This is a genomic window from Agromyces excoecariae (genome assembly GCF_051715505.1).
Taxonomy (GTDB): domain Bacteria; phylum Actinomycetota; class Actinomycetes; order Actinomycetales; family Microbacteriaceae; genus Agromyces.
The window spans coordinates 215,630-231,526 of sequence record NZ_JBPSLA010000014.1 but is presented as its reverse complement, the minus strand read 5'-3'; the positions used below and the strand labels follow the sequence as shown (position 1 = coordinate 231,526).

The window sequence follows — 15,897 nt, the reverse complement described above, 5'->3', positions numbered from 1 at the left end:
CGAGCCGGATTCGGATAGTGAAACTATCCAATATCCGGATTCGGGGCGCTGTGCTGCCGTCGGCACGGCGTCGACGGCAGCCATGCCCTGAAGCCGCCCCCTCGGTCAGTGCTCGCCGAATCCGCTGGACGCGAGGTCGGCGAGCGCCTCGACCGCGTCCATCCCTCCGGGGTCATCCGTCGCGATCTCTACCTCGTCGCCTTTGACGAGCCCCAGCGCCATGATGGCGAGCAGGCTCTTCGCGTCGATGCCGTTCACGGTCACGCGTTGCGGGAAGGTGCTCGCGAGCTTCACGAGTTCCGCCGCCGGCCTCGCGTGCAGCCCATCCGAGTTGGTGAGGGTGATCCGGCGGCTGATCGCCCCGGTCTCCCCGGCGTCGGGTGACGCCCCGGCGGAGTCGCCCGCGACTTCCGCCGGGGCCGACGCTCCCCCGCCGGCCGATTCGGCCGCACGCACGACCACCTCGAGCGAATCGCCCGACTCCGCCGCGACGGATGCCGCGACCGCGCCCTCCACGAGCGGCGCGTCGGCGATCCGGACCCGGTCCCGCTGGTCGTCGTCGAGGAAGTCCATCGCCGTTTCGGCGGTCAGGATGGCGGACCCGAGGTCGCACAGGACGACGACGCCGGTCCCGGCGTCCGCGGCGCCGATCGCCGCGGTCACGCGCTCGAAGCTCGTGCCGATGCGACCGTCGTCCGTCCCTCCCGCCGGCTCGATGCGGACGTTCGGCGCCATCTGGTGCGCCAGTTCGACCACTCCCGAGGCGAGCTGCTCGGAGTGAGAGACGACGACGATCCCGATGCGCTCCCGATCCGACATCTCAGGCACTGGTCCCGTTGGAGGCCGCGGCAGCGGCCGCCTCGAGGAGGTATGCGGTGGACTGCGCGCCGGGATCGCGATGGCCGGCCGACCGCTCGCCCAGGTAGCTGGCCCGGCCCTTGCGGGCGACGAGCGGGATCGTCGCGTCGGAACCGGCCGCCGCGGCATCCGCTGCAGCCCGAAGCGTCTCGGCGGCGCTCGCACCGCCGTCGGCGGCGGCGCGTGCCGCATCGACCGCGGGCGTCCACGCGTCGACCATGGTCTTGTCGCCCGACTCGGCCTTGCCGCGCGAGACGATGCCGTCGCGCGCGGCCTCGACCAACGACGCGACGCCGGCGGCGTCGATCGAGGACTCGCCGGCGATCGCACCGGAGCCCCTGAGGAACGCCGTCCCGTAGAGCGGCCCCGCGGCACCGCCGACCGTCGAGATCAACGTCGTCGCGACGAGTTTCAACACGTCGGCCGGAGTCGAGCCCGCCGGCAGGTCGTCGAGCTTGGGCAGCACGGCCTGGAAGCCGCGGTCCATGTTCTCCCCGTGATCGCCGTCGCCGATCTCCCGGTCGAGCGTGATCAACTCGATCCGATGCTCCGCCATCGACTCGGCGCCGCGCCTGACCCAGTCCACCGCCCAGGTGATGTCCAATCCCACCGCGGCCGCCCCTATCGACCCCACCGCAGCGCCGCCGTGTGCACGGGGGCGTCCCAGAGGCCGATCATCTCGTCGTCGAGCTTCAGGACCGTGATCGAGAAGCCCTGCATCTCGAGCGAGGTGATGTAGTTGCCGACGAGCGAGCGCTCGATCGTGATCCCCTTCTCGGCGAGCACCTCGGCGGCGCGTCGGTAGGCGATGTAGAGCTCGATCTGCGGGGTGCCGCCCATCCCGTTGACGAACAGGAGCACCCGATCGCCCGAGGAGTACGGCAGGTCCTCGATGATCGGCGTGAGCAGCCGGTCGACGATCGCGTCCGCGGGCTCGAGCTTGATGCGCTCGCGCCCGGGCTCGCCGTGGATGCCGATGCCGATCTCGACCTCGTCCTCCGCGAGGGTGAAGCTCGGCTCGCCGGCGTGAGGGACGATGCACGGCGTCAGTGCCATGCCCATCGACCGCACGTTCGCGTTCACGCGCTCGGCGATCTCGGCGACCTGGTCGAGGCTGTCGCCGCGATCGGCGGCCGCACCGGCGATCTTCTCGACGAGCACCGTGCCGCCGACGCCGCGGCGCCCCGCCGTGTAGAGGGAGTCCTTCACCGCGACGTCGTCATTGGTCACGACGGCGCGGACCTCGATGCCGTCGGCGGCGGCGAGGTCGGCCGCCGTCTCGAAGTTCAGCACGTCGCCCGTGTAGTTCTTCACGATGTGGAGCACGCCCTTGCCACCGTCGACGGCCTTGGTGGCCGCGAGGATCGGATCGGGCGTCGGCGAGGTGAACACCGCGCCGGGCACGGCGGCGTCGAGCATTCCCGGACCGACGTAGCCCGCGTGCAACGGCTCGTGCCCGCTGCCTCCACCGGACACGAGGCCGACCTTGCCCGCCACCGGCGCGTCGGCGCGCACGACGTGGATGGGATCCGTCTCGACCCTCACGAGGTCGGCGTGCGCGAGGCCGAAGCCTGCGACTGACTCGTCGACCACGCGCTTGGGATCGTTGATGATCTTCTTCACGAAAACGTCCCTTCCCCTCGGCCGCACCCGCCCGGCCCGTCGCCTGTCGACGTTGACGCGGCACTCCCCCGCAAAACTACTCCGGCGAGGCCCGGCGATGAAAGGGCTATCCCGTGATTCCCGCGCGCCCTTCCGCGCATCTCGGCCACGCGAGTAGGGTGGGCGCTGATCCGCCCTGGGGCGCGGCCCTCGGGCACGGCGAAAAGGATGGAAGGTCAACGTGGACAATCTCGGAGTGCTGTTCCTCTCCGAACTCGTCGGCACGGCGATGCTCGTGCTGCTCGGTTGCGGAGTCGTGGCGAACGTCGCCCTCGTGAAGACGAAGGGCTACAACGGCGGATTCCTGATGGTCACCATCGGCTGGGGATTCGCGGTCTTCGCCGGCGTCATCGTCGCGTACGCGTCGGGCGCGCACATCAATCCCGCGGTCACCCTCGGACTCGTCGCCAACGGCGCGACCGAGTTCGGCAACCCGGCCCTCGGCACCACGGTGCCGGTGAACGCCCTGTCGGTGCTCACCTACATCGGTGCGCAGTTGATCGGCGCCATCCTCGGCGCCATCGTCTGCTGGCTGGCCTACAAGCAGCACTTCGACGAGGAACCCCAGGCCGCGAACAAGCTCGGCGTGTTCTCGACGGGCCCGGCCATCCGCTCGTACGCCTGGAACCTCGTGACCGAGATCATCGGCACCTTCGTGCTGGTCTTCGTCGTGATCGGCTTCGGCCGCAACGGCGACGGCTCCGGCCTGGCTGCGCTGGGTGCACTGCCCGTCGCCTTGCTGGTGATCGGCATCGGCGCCTCGCTCGGTGGCCCCACCGGGTACGCGATCAACCCGGCCCGCGACCTCGGGCCGCGCATCGCGCACGCCATCCTGCCGATCCAGGGCAAGGGCAGCAGCGACTGGTCCTACTCGTGGGTCCCCGTCGTGGGTCCGATCATCGGCGGCGTGCTCGCGGGCTGGACCGCGATCGTCGCGCTCCCGCTCCTGGGCTGATCATCCGAGGGGCCGGTCACACGACCGGCCCCTCGTCCGTCCGCACCACGTGACCTCGCCCGTGGCCCGCCGGATGGACGAATCCACCACTGCGACAGAGAGGACGCATGGACATGGCCGACTACATCCTGGCGATCGACCAGGGAACCACCAGCACGCGCGCGATCATCTTCGACCACAAGGGGTCGATCGTCTCGACCGGGCAGCTCGAGCACGAGCAGATCTTCCCGAAGGCCGGCTGGGTCGAGCACGACCCGAAGGAGATCTGGAAGAACACCCGCGAGGTGATCGGCCAGGCGCTCGGCAAGGCCGACCTCACCCGCCACGACATCGCGGCCGTGGGCATCACCAACCAGCGCGAGACCGCCGTGGTCTGGGACAAGAACACGGGCGAACCGGTGTACAACGCGATCGTCTGGCAGGACACCCGCACGCAGCCGATCGTCGACCGCCTGGCCGCGGACGGCGGCGTCGAGCGCTTCAAGCAGGACGTCGGCCTGCCGCTCGCGACCTACTTCTCGGGCACCAAGATCGTCTGGATCCTCGAGAACGTGGACGGTGCGCGCGAGAAGGCCGAGGCCGGCGACCTCCTGTTCGGCACCACCGACTGCTGGGTGCTGTGGAACCTCACCGGCGGCGTCGACGGCGGCGTGCACGCGACGGATGTCACCAACGCGAGCCGCACGATGTTCATGGACCTCGAATCGCTCTCGTGGCGCGATGACATCCTCGAGGCCTTCGGCGTGCCCCGATCGATGATGCCCGAGATCAAGTCCTCCTCCGAGGTCTACGGCACGGTCGAGTCGTCGAGCCTCCTCCGCGAGGTGCCGGTCGCGGGCATCCTCGGCGACCAGCAGGCCGCCACCTTCGGCCAGGCCGCGTTCGATGCCGGTGAGTCGAAGAACACCTACGGCACGGGCAACTTCCTGATCTTCAACACGGACACCGAGATCGTCCACTCGAAGAACGGGCTGCTCACCACGCTCGGCTACAAGCTGGGCGACCAGCCCGCGCACTATGCCCTCGAGGGTGCCATCGCGGTCACCGGGTCGCTCGTGCAGTGGCTGCGCGACAACCTCGGGATGATCTCGAGCGCGCCGGAAATCGAGGAACTGGCGAAGTCGGTCGAGGACAACGGCGGCGCGTACTTCGTGCCGGCGTTCTCGGGGCTCTTCGCCCCCTACTGGCGTCCGGACGCCCGCGGCGCGCTCGTGGGCCTGACCCGCTACGTGAACAAGGGGCACATCGCGCGGGCGGCACTCGAGGCGACGGCGTTCCAGACGCGCGAGGTGCTCGACGCGGTGAACGCGGACTCGGGGGTGGAGCTCACGGAGCTGAAGGTCGATGGCGGCATGATCGCCAACAACACCCTGATGCAGTTCCAGGCCGACATCCTCGGCGTGCCCGTCGTACGCCCGGTCGTCGCCGAGACGACCGCGCTCGGCGCGGCCTATGCCGCCGGACTCGCGACCGGCTTCTGGTCCGGCCTCGACGACCTCCGCTCGAACTGGCAGGAGGACCGTCGCTGGGAGCCGCAGATGGACGCCGACGAGCGCGACCGGCAACTCCGCCTCTGGAAGAAGGCCGTCACGAAGACCTTCGACTGGGTCGACGAGGACGTCAACTGACCTTCGCCCGATCGTCGGACGGGGTCCTGCTTCGGCGGGGCCCCGTCCGCCGTTTCAGCGCCGGGTCGCCGCGACCCAGTCCTCGAGCTTGCGCGCGGCCGCTCCGCTGTCGATCGCGCCTTCGGCCACGGCCATCTTCTCGTGGAACCGTTCGAGGATCGTGCGCTGGAACTGGCTCGGATCGTTCGCGAGCTCGAACGCCACGAGGCCGGCGGCCGCGTTCAGCACGACGATGTCGCGGACCGGTCCGCGCGCGCCGGCGAAGACCTCGTGCACGATGGCCGCGTTGTGCTGCGCGTCCCCTCCCTTGAGCTGGTCGATACCGGCACGGGGAATGCCCAGCTCGCGCGGGTCCAGGTCGTGCTCTTTGACCGTGCCGCGCGAGACCTCCCAGATGTGGCTGTGACCCGTCGTCGTGAGCTCGTCGAGGCCGTCGTCGCCGCGGAACACCAGCGCGGTCGCACCGCGCGTCTGGAACACGCCGACGATGAGCGGCACGCGGTCGAGGTGGGCGACGCCGACCGCGGACGCCTCGGGCCGGGCCGGGTTGCACAACGGCCCGAGGAAGTTGAAGACAGTCGGAACCCCGAGTTGGGCCCGGACGGGACCTGCGTGCTTGAAGCCGGGGTGGAAGGCCGCGGCGAAGGCGAAGGTGATGCCCGTCTCGTCGAGCACCTCGGCCACGCGGTGCGCGGGCATCGTGAGGTCGATGCCGAGGGCCCCGAGCACGTCGGACGAGCCCGATGCGGAACTCGCCGCCTTGTTGCCGTGCTTGACCACCGGAACGCCGGCCGCCGCGCAGACGACTGAGGCCATGGTCGAGACGTTGACCGTGCCGAAGCGATCACCGCCCGTGCCCACGATGTCGAGGGCCATGGCATCGACCGGCAGCTCCACGGCGTGCTCGAGGATCGCATCGCGGAAGCCGACGATCTCGTCGACGGTCTCCCCCTTCACGCGCAGGGCGATCAGGAACGCCGCCAACTGCGCGTCCGTCGCGACGCCCGTCATGACCTGTTCCATGCACCACGCGGCATCCGACACGCTGAGGTCCTCGCCCGCGAGGAGCGAGTTCAGGACATCCGGCCAGGTCTGCATGGAGGGCATGGAGTCGATCCTATCGACGCGATTCGAGGCGTTTTCACGGGATTCGACCAGCGGATTCGGCGGCGCGCGGTGGATGATGTCCGACATCCGGACCCGCCCCGTCCGAAAACACGTCCGAGGATCAGCCATAATGGTGAACGTGACGAGCACCTCAATGACGTTTCAGACGAGTGCGCCTGCGATCAAGCGGCCGAACACCGTCGCGGTCGGTACCATCGTGTGGCTTGGCAGCGAGGTCATGTTCTTCGCCGGCCTCTTCGCGATCTACTTCACGCTGCGTTCGACGTCGCCGGAGCTGTGGGACTTCGAGGCGGGCCGCCTCAACGTGCCGTTCGCGCTCGTCAACACGCTCATCCTCGTGGCGTCCTCGTTCACCTGCCAGTTCGGCGTCTTCGCCGCCGAGCGCATGCAGCCGTACCGGACGAGTTGGAAGCTGCGCGACTGGGGCATGGTCGAGTGGTTCTTCGTCACCTACGTCATGGGTGCGATCTTCGTCGCCGGCCAGTCCCTCGAGTACGCGCAGCTCGTCGCCGAGGGCATCGCGCTGGACTCGAACGCCTACGGCTCGGCCTTCTACCTCACGACCGGTTTCCACGCCCTGCACGTCACCGGCGGACTCCTCGCCTTCCTCTTCGTGATCGGCCGCGTGTTCGCAGTCAAGAACTTCGGCCACAAGGAGGCCACCAGCGCGATCGTCGTGTCGTACTACTGGCACTTCGTCGACGTGGTCTGGATCGGCCTCTTCCTCGTCATCTACGTCCTCAAGTAGTCCGAGCCAGGAGCGCCAACCCCGCAATGCCCGTGAACAGGAAGAGATCAATGAACCGCTCGAAGCGACGCACCGGCCGCCGGCATCCGCTCGCCACCGCCGCGCTGCTCGCGCTCGGCCTCGTGTTCACCGGAGGCGCGTACGCCGCCTTCAGCACCACGACCGCACAGGCCGAGCCCTCCCCCACGTCGCAGGAGACGATCGAGGAGGGTGGCAAGCTCTTCCAGGCCAACTGCGCCACCTGCCACGGCCTCGAGGCGCAGGGCACGAACGACGGACCGAGCCTCATCGGCGTCGGAGCCGCCGCCGTCGACTTCCAGGTCGGCACCGGTCGCATGCCCATGCAGATGCAGGGGCCGCAGGCCGAGCAGAAGCCAGTGCAGTTCACCGACGAGCAGGTCAAGCAGCTCGCCTACTACGTCGCCTCCCTCGGCCCCGGCCCCGACATCCCCGCCGACAGCCTCGTCAACGGCGGCGGCGATGCCGCGAACGGCGCCGAGCTCTTCCGCATCAACTGCGCTATGTGCCACAACGTGGCCGGCGCCGGCGGTGCGCTCACCGAGGGCAAGTTCGCTCCCCCGCTGACGGATGTCTCGGGCGTGCACATCTACGAGGCCATGGTCACCGGCCCGCAGAACATGCCGGTCTTCAACGACCTGAACATCTCGCCGGAAGACAAGCGCGACATCATCACCTACCTGCAGTACGTGCAGGACAACCGTTCGCCCGGCGGATTCGAGCTCGGCTCGCTCGGCCCGGTCGCGGAGGGTCTGTTCATCTGGATCTTCGGTCTCGGCGCCATCGTCGCGATCACCGTGTGGATCACGGCGAAGTCCAACTAGGGCCCGCACCGAAGTAGCGAAGAAGGAGAACCATGGCACAGGACGACCACAGCGGCACCGAACTCGCCGCTGCCGACTCGTCGCACGCCGAGACCGTCCCCGCCGTGAAGACGGGCACCGCCCTCATCCAGTCCGACGCGTTCGAGAACCCCGGCTTCCCGCCGCACCGTCCGCGCGTCACGGATGAGGACCCGAAGAAGGAGAAGCGTGCACAGCGCACGGTGTACACGCTCTTCTACCTGTCGATCCTCGGCAGCATCTGGGCGATCGCGGCGTACATGCTCTTCCCGATGGAGGGCAACGACGTCGGCGACGTCCGGCTGAACAACCTGTTCATCGGCCTCGGCGCGGCGCTCGCCCTGCTCGGCATCGGCTTCGGTGCCGTGCACTGGGCGAAGGCGGTCATGACCGATGTGGAGATCGCCGACGAGCGCCACAAGGTCGGCGGCAACCAGGTCGCCCGCGAGGGTGCGGTCAAGGTCTTCCAGGATGCCGATCGGGAGTCCGGCTTCACGCGCCGCGCGGTCATCCGCAACAGCCTCATCGGCGCGCTCCTCGTCTTCCCGCTCCCCGCGGTCGTCCTGTTCCGCGGCCTCGCTCCGCAGGACGAGAACCCGGTCGAACTCCTCAGCCACACGATGTGGAAGGCGGGAACGCGGCTCACGCTCGACCCGTCCGGTGTTCCGATCAAGGCCGCCGACGTCACCATCGGCAGCGCCTTCCACGTGATCCCCGAGGGGCTCAGCGAACTGCATCACGGCAAGCTCGAAGAGAAGGCCAAGGCCGCGGTTCTGCTGATGCGCCTCAACCCCGACGAGCTCAACGAGCTCCCGGACCGTGCGTCGTGGTCGTATGACGGCATCGTCGCCTACTCGAAGATCTGCACGCACGTCGGCTGCCCCGTGGCCCTCTACGAGCAGCACACGCACCACCTGCTCTGCCCGTGCCATCAGTCGCAGTTCGACGTGGCCAACCACTGCGAGGTCATCTTCGGCCCGGCCGCCCGGCCGCTGCCGCAGCTGCCGATCATGGTCGACGACGAGGGCTACCTCGTCGCGCAGAGCGATTTCACCGAACCCGTGGGCCCGAGCTTCTGGGAGCGTCATTGAGCACCGCAACCACACGCGAGCCGCAGCGTCGTACCTTCACCGCGGCCGCCTCGAACTACATCGATGAGCGGACGAGCGTCTCGACGTTCGTTAAGGAACTCGGTCGCAAGGCGTTCCCCGACCACTGGTCCTTCCTCCTGGGCGAGGTCGCGCTCTTCAGCTTCCTCGTCATCCTGATCACCGGTACCTTCCTGACGTTCTTCTTCCAGGCCTCGATGGCCGAGGTCGAGTACGACGGGTCGTACGTGCCGCTCAAGGGCGTCGAGATGTCGGTGGCCATGGCCTCCACCCTCGACATCTCGTTCGATATCCGCGGCGGGCTCTTCGTCCGTCAGATGCACCACTGGGCTGCGCTGATGTTCGTCGCCGCCATCGGGCTGCACATGCTGCGCATCTTCTTCACGGGTGCATTCCGCAAGCCGCGCGAGCTCAACTGGGTCATCGGCTTCGTGATGTTCATCCTCGCGATGGGCGAGGGCTTCACCGGCTACTCGCTCCCCGACGACCTGCTCTCGGGCAACGGCCTACGGATCATCGACGGCATGATCAAGGGCATTCCCCTCATCGGCACGTGGACCTCGTTCCTGCTCTTCGGGGGCGAGTTCCCGGGCACCGCGATCGTCGGACGACTGTATTCGCTGCACATCCTGCTGCTTCCGGTGATCCTCCTCGCGCTCATCGCGCTGCACCTGATGTTCGTGGTCGTGCACAAGCACACGCAGTACGCCGCGCCCGGTCGCACCCAGCAGAACGCGGTCGGCCCGCCGATCCTCCCGATCTACGCGGCCAAGGCCGGTGGATTCTTCTTCCTGGTGTTCGGCGTGCTGGCGCTCATCGCCTCGCTGTTCACGATCAACCCGATCTGGAACTACGGCCCGTACGACCCGTCGCCCGTCTCCGCGGGTACCCAGCCCGACTGGTACATCGGCTTCGCGGATGGCGCGCTGCGCCTGATCCCGCCGGGCTGGGAGTTCGTGCTGTTCGACCGCACCTGGTCGTTCAACATCCTCGTCCCCTTGATCGGGCTCGGCCTGTTCATCGCGACGGTGCTGATCTACCCGTTCATCGAGGCGTGGGTCACTGGCGACAAGCGCGAGCACCACATCGTGGACCGTCCGCGCAACAACCCGACGCGCACCGCGATCGGCGCCGCCGGCGTGACCTTCTACGCCGTGCTCTGGGCGGCCGCGAGCTCCGACATCATCGCCACGCACTTCAAGCTGACGATGGAGGGCGTGATCCACTCGCTCCAGGCGCTCCTCTTCCTCGGCCCGATCGTCGCATACTTCGTCGCGAAGCGCGTCAGCATCGCCCTGCAGAAGAAGGATCGCGAGATCGTGCTCCACGGCTACGAGTCCGGACGCATCGTGAAGCTGCCCGGCGGCGAGTTCATCGAGGTGCACCAGCCGCTCGACGAGTACGACCGCTGGAAGCTCGTGAGCTACGACTCGTACGAGCCCCTGATGATCCGTCCCAACGCGCGGGGCAAGATCACGGTCGGCCAGCGTCTGCGCGCCGGCATGTCGCGCTGGTTCTTCGAGGACCGAATCGCTCCCGTCACCAAGGGCGAGCTCGAGGCCGCGCACCACGATCACCACTGATCGCCGCACCAACTGAGTTCGGGCACCGGACCATGTCGATCGATTCGACCTGGCTCCGGTGCCCGAACTGCTTCTCCGCACTCGACCCCGTCGATGAGGGCACCTTCGGTTGCGAGCACGGGCATCGGTTCGATCGCTCGAGGCACGGCTATCTGACACTGCTTCCGCCGAAGGCGCCGCGCACCGTCGGCGATGATCGCACCATGCTGACCGCGAGGGCCGAGTTGCTCGCCGCGGGGACGTTCTCCCCGATCGCGGATGCGGTCGTCGCCCTCGCGACGGCAGACGGACCGAACCGCGAGCCGGAGCATCGGCTTCGCATCGCCGACCTCGGATGCGGCACGGGATACTACTCGACGCGGCTCGGGGATGCGGTTCCGGACGCAGAGTTCCTGCTCGCTGATCGTTCGCCGGATGCAGTGCGGATGGCGCTCAGGGCCGTTGCGAGCGCGAGCGGCATCGTCGTCGACATCTGGCGCCCACTCCCGATCCGGGATTCCACGGCCGACGTGATCCTCAACGTGTTCGCGCCGCGTAACCCCGCCGAGTTCCGGCGGATCATCCGTTCCGGGGGTCGGCTCATCGTCGTCGTGCCGACCGCAGTGCACCTCGGGGAGCTCCGCGCATCCGGCGAGATGCTCGACATCCCCGCCGAGAAGGCCACCACGGTCTCCGAGCAGCTGCGGCCGGCCGGATTCGCCCAGTCAGCCGCGCGGCGCGTCGAGTACGTCATCCAGGCGGATGCCGCGCTGCAGGCGAATCTCGTCGGCATGGGCCCGTCGGCGCGCCATGCGGCTGAGCTCGGCTCGACCGAGGCCGCGACCGCGACCGCGACGAGACGTTCGATCACGGTCTCGGTCGACGTCCTCTCGTTCGCCGTCGACGGCACCTGACCGTGACCGTTGCCCGCACCGGACGGGCGCACATGGGGTGCATACTGGGCGCATGGACGACTGCTGCGGTCGAGGCCGGGCACGATACGACGAGGTGTTCGACGTCCGGTTCGCGGGCGATCTCGCACGCCGATACCGTCGGCGCGGCCTGACGCGGCCGGAGCGCCGCGTCGCCGAATGCGTCGCAGCAGGCGAGGTCGCCGGCACGTCGGTCCTCGAGGTGGGTGGAGGGATCGGCGCGATCCAGCTCGAGCTTCTCCGTCAGGGCGCTGCCGACACGACGAACCTCGAGCTGTCCAGCGCGTACGAGCCGACAGCGAACGCGCTCATCGACGAGGCGGGAATGCGTGGGCACGTTCGCCGTGTCGTCGGCCTCGACCTCGCGACCGACGGGGGCAGGGTGCCGGTGGCGGACCACGTCGTCCTGCACCGAGTGGTGTGCTGCTATCCCGACGCTGACGCGCTGCTCACTGCATCGGCGGCCCACGCACGCCGTTCCGTCGTGTTCAGCCATCCGCCCCGAACCTGGACCAGTCGGCTGCTCACCGTAGCCGTCAACGCGGCGATGCGCGTTCGTCGCCGCGAGTATCGCGGGTACGTGCACTCCCCCGCGGTGATGTACGACGCGCTCCGTTCCGCGGGCTTCACCATCGACGACGTCGTGCGTGCCGGCACCTGGCGCATTGCGAGAGCGCACCGGACCGAGACGACGACGTCCCCGGTGCCGTAGCACCGGGGACGTCGGAGAAATCCGCGACTCAATCAGCGGGCGAAGTTGCCCCGGTAGTACTCGTAGACCCAGCCGACGAGGCTGACGAGCGCCGGGCCGATCGCCAGGAAGGAGATCCAGACGCCGACCGCGAGTCCGAGGAAGACGAGCGCCGCCGAAGCCGCCAGGAGGACCGGCCACCAGCTCCACGGGCTGAAGAAGCCGAGCTCAGCGTCGCCGTCGTCGATGTTCGCGTCGAGTCGGTCCTCGGGGAGTTCCCCGCCCTGCTCCTTGTGCACGCGTCCGAGGTAGAACGCGATGAAGGCGCTCAGCACAGCACTGAGCGAGATGGCCACAAGGCCGACCCACTCGACTCCGGGCTCACGCTGGTCGATCGCCGTCCAGAAGATGTAGACCGCTGCCGAGAGGGCGAAGAAGCCGGTCAGGACCCAGAACAGGATGACATTGGCGCGCATCTACTTGACTTCCTTGGTCTCTGCGTCGATGACGGGGGCGTGCGGCGCGTCCTTGGCTGGGCCGATGCCGACCGGGATGCCCGCCTCGGGGTGGTTCAGGTCGAATGCCGGACGCTCCGAGCGAATGCGCGGGATCGACGTGAAGTTGTGCCGCGGCGGCGGGCAGCTCGTCGCCCACTCCAGCGATCCGCCGTAGCCCCAGGGGTCGTTGACGGTCACCTTGGGCGCCCGACGCGCGGTGATGTAGACGTTCAGGAAGAACGGGATGAGCGAGATCGCGAGGATGAACGCTCCGATCGTCGACAGCTGGTTCATCCAGGTGATGTTGTCCTCGGGCAGGTACGAGTAGTACCGACGCGGCATCGCGACCACGCCCAGCCAGTGCTGGATGAGGAACGTCGTGTGGAAGCCGATGAACAGCAGCCAGAAGTGCCACTTGCCCAGGGTCTCGTTCAGCATCTTGCCGGTCCACTTCGGCCACCAGAAGTAGAAGCCGGCGAACATCGCGAAGACGACGGTTCCGAAGACGACGTAGTGGAAGTGCGCGACGACGAAATACGTGTCGGACACGTGGAAGTCGAGCGGAGGCGAAGCCAGGATGACGCCCGTGAGACCGCCGAAGACGAACGTGATCAGGAAGCCGAGCGACCAGATCAGTGGCGTTTCGAACGTGATCGAGCCGCGCCACATCGTGCCGATCCAGTTGAAGATCTTCACGCCGGTGGGTACGGCGATGAGCATCGTCATGAGCGCGAACCACGGCAGGAGGACCGAACCGGTGACGTACATGTGGTGCGCCCACACGGTGACCGAGAGCGCCGCGATCGCGATCGTGGCGTAGATCAGGGTCTTGTACCCGAAGATCGGCTTGCGGCTGAAGACCGGGAAGATCTCGGACACGATGCCGAAGAACGGCAGGGCGATGATGTAGACCTCGGGGTGGCCGAAGAACCAGAAGAGGTGCTGCCACAGGATCACTCCCCCGTTCTCGGGGTCGTAGATGTGCGCGTTGAACACGCGGTCGGCGGCGGCCGCGAGGAGCGCGGCGGCGAGGACCGGGAAGGCCATCAGCACGAGGATCGACGTCACGAGCGTGTTCCAGGTGAAGATCGGCATCCGGAACATCGTCATGCCGGGAGCGCGCATGGTGACGATCGTCGTGATGAAGTTGACCGCGCCGAGGATCGTGCCGAAGCCGGACAGGCCGAGGCCGAGCATCCAGAGGTTGCCGCCGACGCCTGGCGAGAACGTCGTCGACGCGAGCGGCTGGTAGGCGAACCAGCCGAACGACGCGGCTCCCTGCGGCGTGAAGAATCCGGCGACGGCCATCAGCGAGCCGAAGTTGAACGCCCAGTAGGCGAACGCGTTCAGGCGCGGGAAGGCGACGTCGGGCGCGCCGATCTGGAGCGGCATCAGCACGTTCGCGAAGCCCGCGAACAGCGGGGTCGCGAACATCAGCAGCATGATCGTGCCGTGCATGGTGAACAGCTGGTTGTACTGCTCACGGGTCTGGATGACCTCGAGGCCGGGCTCGAAGAGCTGCGCGCGGATGATGAGGGCCATCACGCCGCCGATGCAGAAGTAGATGAACGAGGTGATCAGGTAGAGGTACCCGATGACCTTGTGGTCGGTGGAGGTGATCCACTTGACGAGGACGTTCCCCTTGCGCTCGACCTTCGCTGCGCCGAACGGCTGCGAGGATGCCGTGGGGCGCGCCGCTGCGGTGGTGGTGCTCATTCGCCTGCGTGCTCCTCAATCTTCTCGGGCTCGCCCGTGCCGGGCAGGTTCTGGTTCCGGTCGTACTCGGTCGAGAGCTGGCCCTCGTTGCCGGAGTCGCGGAGCTCCTCGATGTAGTCGTCGTATTCGGCCTGCGAGACCACCTCGACGTTGAACAGCATGAGCGAGTGGTACTCGCCGCAGAGCTCGGCGCACTTGCCGGCGTACGTGCCCTCGCGCTCCGGGACGAACGACATGTAATTCGTCTTGCCGGGGAACATGTCCTTCTTGTAGAGGAAGTCGACGACCCAGAAGGAGTGGATCACGTCGCGCGACTCGAGGGCGATCTCGACGTTGGCGCCGACCGGGAGGACCAGCGTGGGCAGCTCGTCCTGCTTGACCGAGCCGGCGGGGCCCTCGTCGTCGAGCTGCGCCTGGATCCCCGCGCTGTAGACGTCTTCATTGACGTAATTGAAGTCCCACGCCCACTGCTTCGCGATGGCCTCGATCTTCACGTCGATGTCGTCCTCCGCGAATCGCGCCTCGATCACCTGCTGGTCGCGGGCGGTGAAGGCGAAGAACCCGAGCACCAGGATCAGCGGGACGACGGTGTAGAACACCTCGATCGGCATGTTGTAGCGGAGCTGCACCGGGAGGCCGGTCTGGCCCTTGCGCCGACGGTAGGCGACGACGGCCCAGATCGTGAGACCCCAGGTCACCACGCCGACCACCAGCAGCACGATCCACGACGTGACCCACAGTCCCGAGACCCGCTCGGTGTGGTTCGTCACGGGCTCCTCGCCCTCGACGAAGCCGGGGAGGAATCCGTTCAGCTGAGCCTGCGTGCATCCGGCGAGGACGAGGCTGAGCGTCGCTGCGATCGGAACAGCAGCCCATCGGAGACGGCGATTGTGGCGCACCGGTGACCTTTCGGGAGATTCGAAGGCGCTTCTCAGCGAAGCGCATTGATCAGCCCTAGCCTACTCCGAGTCGAGGGCCCGCTCGTGCACCATCAGCGCGCTTTCAGCCGGATGTGTATCGAAAGTGCGCTCCGACGGCGGGAAACGCGACGAGGGAGACCGCCGTGGCGGTCTCCCTCGTCGCGTGGTCGCGTGCGTCTAGTGGAACGAGTCGCCGCAGGCGCAGCTGCCCTGCGCGTTCGGGTTGTCGATCGTGAAGCCCTGCTTCTGGATCGTGTCCTCGAAGTCGATCGTCGAGCCGTCGAGGTAGGGGACGCTCATCTTGTCGACGACGACCTCGACGCCCTCGAAGTCCACGACCGCGTCGCCGTCGAGCAGGCGCTCGTCGAAGTACAGCTGGTAGATGAGGCCGGAGCATCCGCCGGGCTGGACGGCCACGCGCAGGCGAAGGTCGTCGCGCCCCTCCTGCGTCAGGAGACTGCGCACCTTGTCGGCAGCCGGATCGCTCAGCTTCACGCCGTGGACGGCGTCGGTGATCGTGTCGCTCATATCGCTCCTCGATGAAGATCGGTCACGCCGATTGTACCCGCGCAGCATGCGCGTTGGCCCTGAGGTCGCATCCCCCTGCCAGTGGTCCGGTCGCGGCCGCCCG

At 67.8% G+C, this 15,897-nt stretch carries 16 protein-coding genes and 1 pseudogene; 9 read left to right on the top strand and 8 right to left on the bottom strand.

Features of this window, described 5'->3' with window-relative positions; all coding sequences use genetic code 11:
- Window positions 1-105 precede the first annotated feature (105 nt).
- Genes dhaM through dhaK form a run of 3 tightly spaced genes read right to left on the bottom strand, consistent with a single transcriptional unit; the run spans window position 106 to window position 2,481 of the window.
- Entirely contained in the window at window positions 106-819 is a 714-nt protein-coding gene (gene dhaM / locus ACSJD1_RS14470) for a dihydroxyacetone kinase phosphoryl donor subunit DhaM (protein ID WP_438856045.1), read from the bottom strand.
- Between the two features lies 1 nt (window position 820).
- The gene (dhaL, locus tag ACSJD1_RS14465; RefSeq protein ID WP_438855978.1) at window positions 821-1,468 is read right to left on the bottom strand and encodes a dihydroxyacetone kinase subunit DhaL; all 648 of its coding nucleotides are present in this window, start codon (window positions 1,466-1,468) and stop codon (window positions 821-823) included.
- Between the two features lie 11 nt (window positions 1,469-1,479).
- Window positions 1,480-2,481 (bottom strand): dihydroxyacetone kinase subunit DhaK, encoded by a 1,002-nt coding sequence (gene dhaK / locus ACSJD1_RS14460; RefSeq protein ID WP_438855977.1) that lies wholly within the window; start codon window positions 2,479-2,481, stop codon window positions 1,480-1,482.
- A 220-nt stretch (window positions 2,482-2,701) separates the two neighbouring features.
- On the opposite strand from dhaK, the gene ACSJD1_RS14455 reads away from it, so the two are divergent.
- Both ACSJD1_RS14455 and glpK read left to right on the top strand, forming a co-directional pair.
- Entirely contained in the window at window positions 2,702-3,475 is a 774-nt protein-coding gene (locus ACSJD1_RS14455) for an MIP/aquaporin family protein (protein ID WP_438855976.1), read from the top strand.
- A 113-nt stretch (window positions 3,476-3,588) separates the two neighbouring features.
- Complete coding sequence (gene glpK / locus ACSJD1_RS14450) at window positions 3,589-5,103, top strand: glycerol kinase GlpK (RefSeq protein WP_438855975.1); 1,515 nt, start codon at window positions 3,589-3,591, stop codon at window positions 5,101-5,103.
- A gap of 54 nt (window positions 5,104-5,157) precedes the next feature.
- Here the strand turns inward: glpK and trpD are convergent, their stop codons facing one another.
- A complete protein-coding gene (gene trpD / locus ACSJD1_RS14445; RefSeq protein ID WP_438855974.1) occupies window positions 5,158-6,210 on the bottom strand; it encodes an anthranilate phosphoribosyltransferase in 1,053 nt (350 codons plus the stop codon).
- Window positions 6,211-6,340: 130 nt separating this feature from the next.
- Between trpD and ctaE the strand changes: the two genes are divergently transcribed.
- The 7 genes and pseudogenes from ctaE to ACSJD1_RS14410 all read left to right on the top strand — a co-directional run bounded on the left by ctaE (window position 6,341) and on the right by ACSJD1_RS14410 (window position 12,154).
- The gene (gene ctaE, locus ACSJD1_RS14440; RefSeq protein ID WP_438855973.1) at window positions 6,341-6,979 is read left to right on the top strand and encodes an aa3-type cytochrome oxidase subunit III; all 639 of its coding nucleotides are present in this window, start codon (window positions 6,341-6,343) and stop codon (window positions 6,977-6,979) included.
- 50 nt (window positions 6,980-7,029) lie between these two features.
- A complete protein-coding gene (gene qcrC / locus ACSJD1_RS14435) occupies window positions 7,030-7,821 on the top strand; it encodes a cytochrome bc1 complex diheme cytochrome c subunit (RefSeq protein ID WP_155051251.1) in 792 nt (263 codons plus the stop codon).
- 32 nt (window positions 7,822-7,853) lie between these two features.
- Window positions 7,854-8,930 (top strand): cytochrome bc1 complex Rieske iron-sulfur subunit, encoded by a 1,077-nt coding sequence (gene qcrA / locus ACSJD1_RS14430; protein WP_438855972.1) that lies wholly within the window; start codon window positions 7,854-7,856, stop codon window positions 8,928-8,930.
- Window positions 8,927-10,531 carry a cytochrome bc1 complex cytochrome b subunit gene (gene qcrB, locus ACSJD1_RS14425; RefSeq protein ID WP_438855971.1) on the top strand — a complete coding sequence of 535 codons (1,605 nt, stop codon included), beginning with the start codon at window positions 8,927-8,929 and terminating at the stop codon, window positions 10,529-10,531. Before qcrA ends, qcrB begins: the two co-directional genes overlap by 4 nt.
- Before the next feature lie 32 nt (window positions 10,532-10,563).
- A pseudogene (locus tag ACSJD1_RS14420) lies at window positions 10,564-10,689 on the top strand (putative RNA methyltransferase); the annotation flags it as partial.
- A 45-nt stretch (window positions 10,690-10,734) separates the two neighbouring features.
- Complete coding sequence (locus ACSJD1_RS14415; protein ID WP_438856044.1) at window positions 10,735-11,424, top strand: methyltransferase domain-containing protein; 690 nt, start codon at window positions 10,735-10,737, stop codon at window positions 11,422-11,424.
- Between the two features lie 52 nt (window positions 11,425-11,476).
- Window positions 11,477-12,154, top strand: a complete 678-nt coding sequence (locus ACSJD1_RS14410) for a class I SAM-dependent methyltransferase (RefSeq protein WP_438855970.1) — start codon at window positions 11,477-11,479, stop codon at window positions 12,152-12,154.
- A 32-nt stretch (window positions 12,155-12,186) separates the two neighbouring features.
- Here the strand turns inward: ACSJD1_RS14410 and ACSJD1_RS14405 are convergent, their stop codons facing one another.
- The 4 genes from ACSJD1_RS14405 to erpA all read right to left on the bottom strand — a co-directional run bounded on the left by ACSJD1_RS14405 (window position 12,187) and on the right by erpA (window position 15,794).
- Window positions 12,187-12,609 (bottom strand): cytochrome c oxidase subunit 4, encoded by a 423-nt coding sequence (locus ACSJD1_RS14405; RefSeq protein ID WP_438855969.1) that lies wholly within the window; start codon window positions 12,607-12,609, stop codon window positions 12,187-12,189.
- The gene (gene ctaD, locus ACSJD1_RS14400; protein WP_438855968.1) at window positions 12,610-14,346 is read right to left on the bottom strand and encodes an aa3-type cytochrome oxidase subunit I; all 1,737 of its coding nucleotides are present in this window, start codon (window positions 14,344-14,346) and stop codon (window positions 12,610-12,612) included.
- The gene (ctaC, locus tag ACSJD1_RS14395) at window positions 14,343-15,245 is read right to left on the bottom strand and encodes an aa3-type cytochrome oxidase subunit II (RefSeq protein ID WP_438855967.1); all 903 of its coding nucleotides are present in this window, start codon (window positions 15,243-15,245) and stop codon (window positions 14,343-14,345) included. The genes ctaD and ctaC overlap by 4 nt, the downstream gene beginning before the upstream one ends.
- 198 nt (window positions 15,246-15,443) lie before the next feature.
- Complete coding sequence (erpA, locus tag ACSJD1_RS14390) at window positions 15,444-15,794, bottom strand: iron-sulfur cluster insertion protein ErpA (protein WP_438855966.1); 351 nt, start codon at window positions 15,792-15,794, stop codon at window positions 15,444-15,446.
- Window positions 15,795-15,897 lie beyond the last annotated feature (103 nt).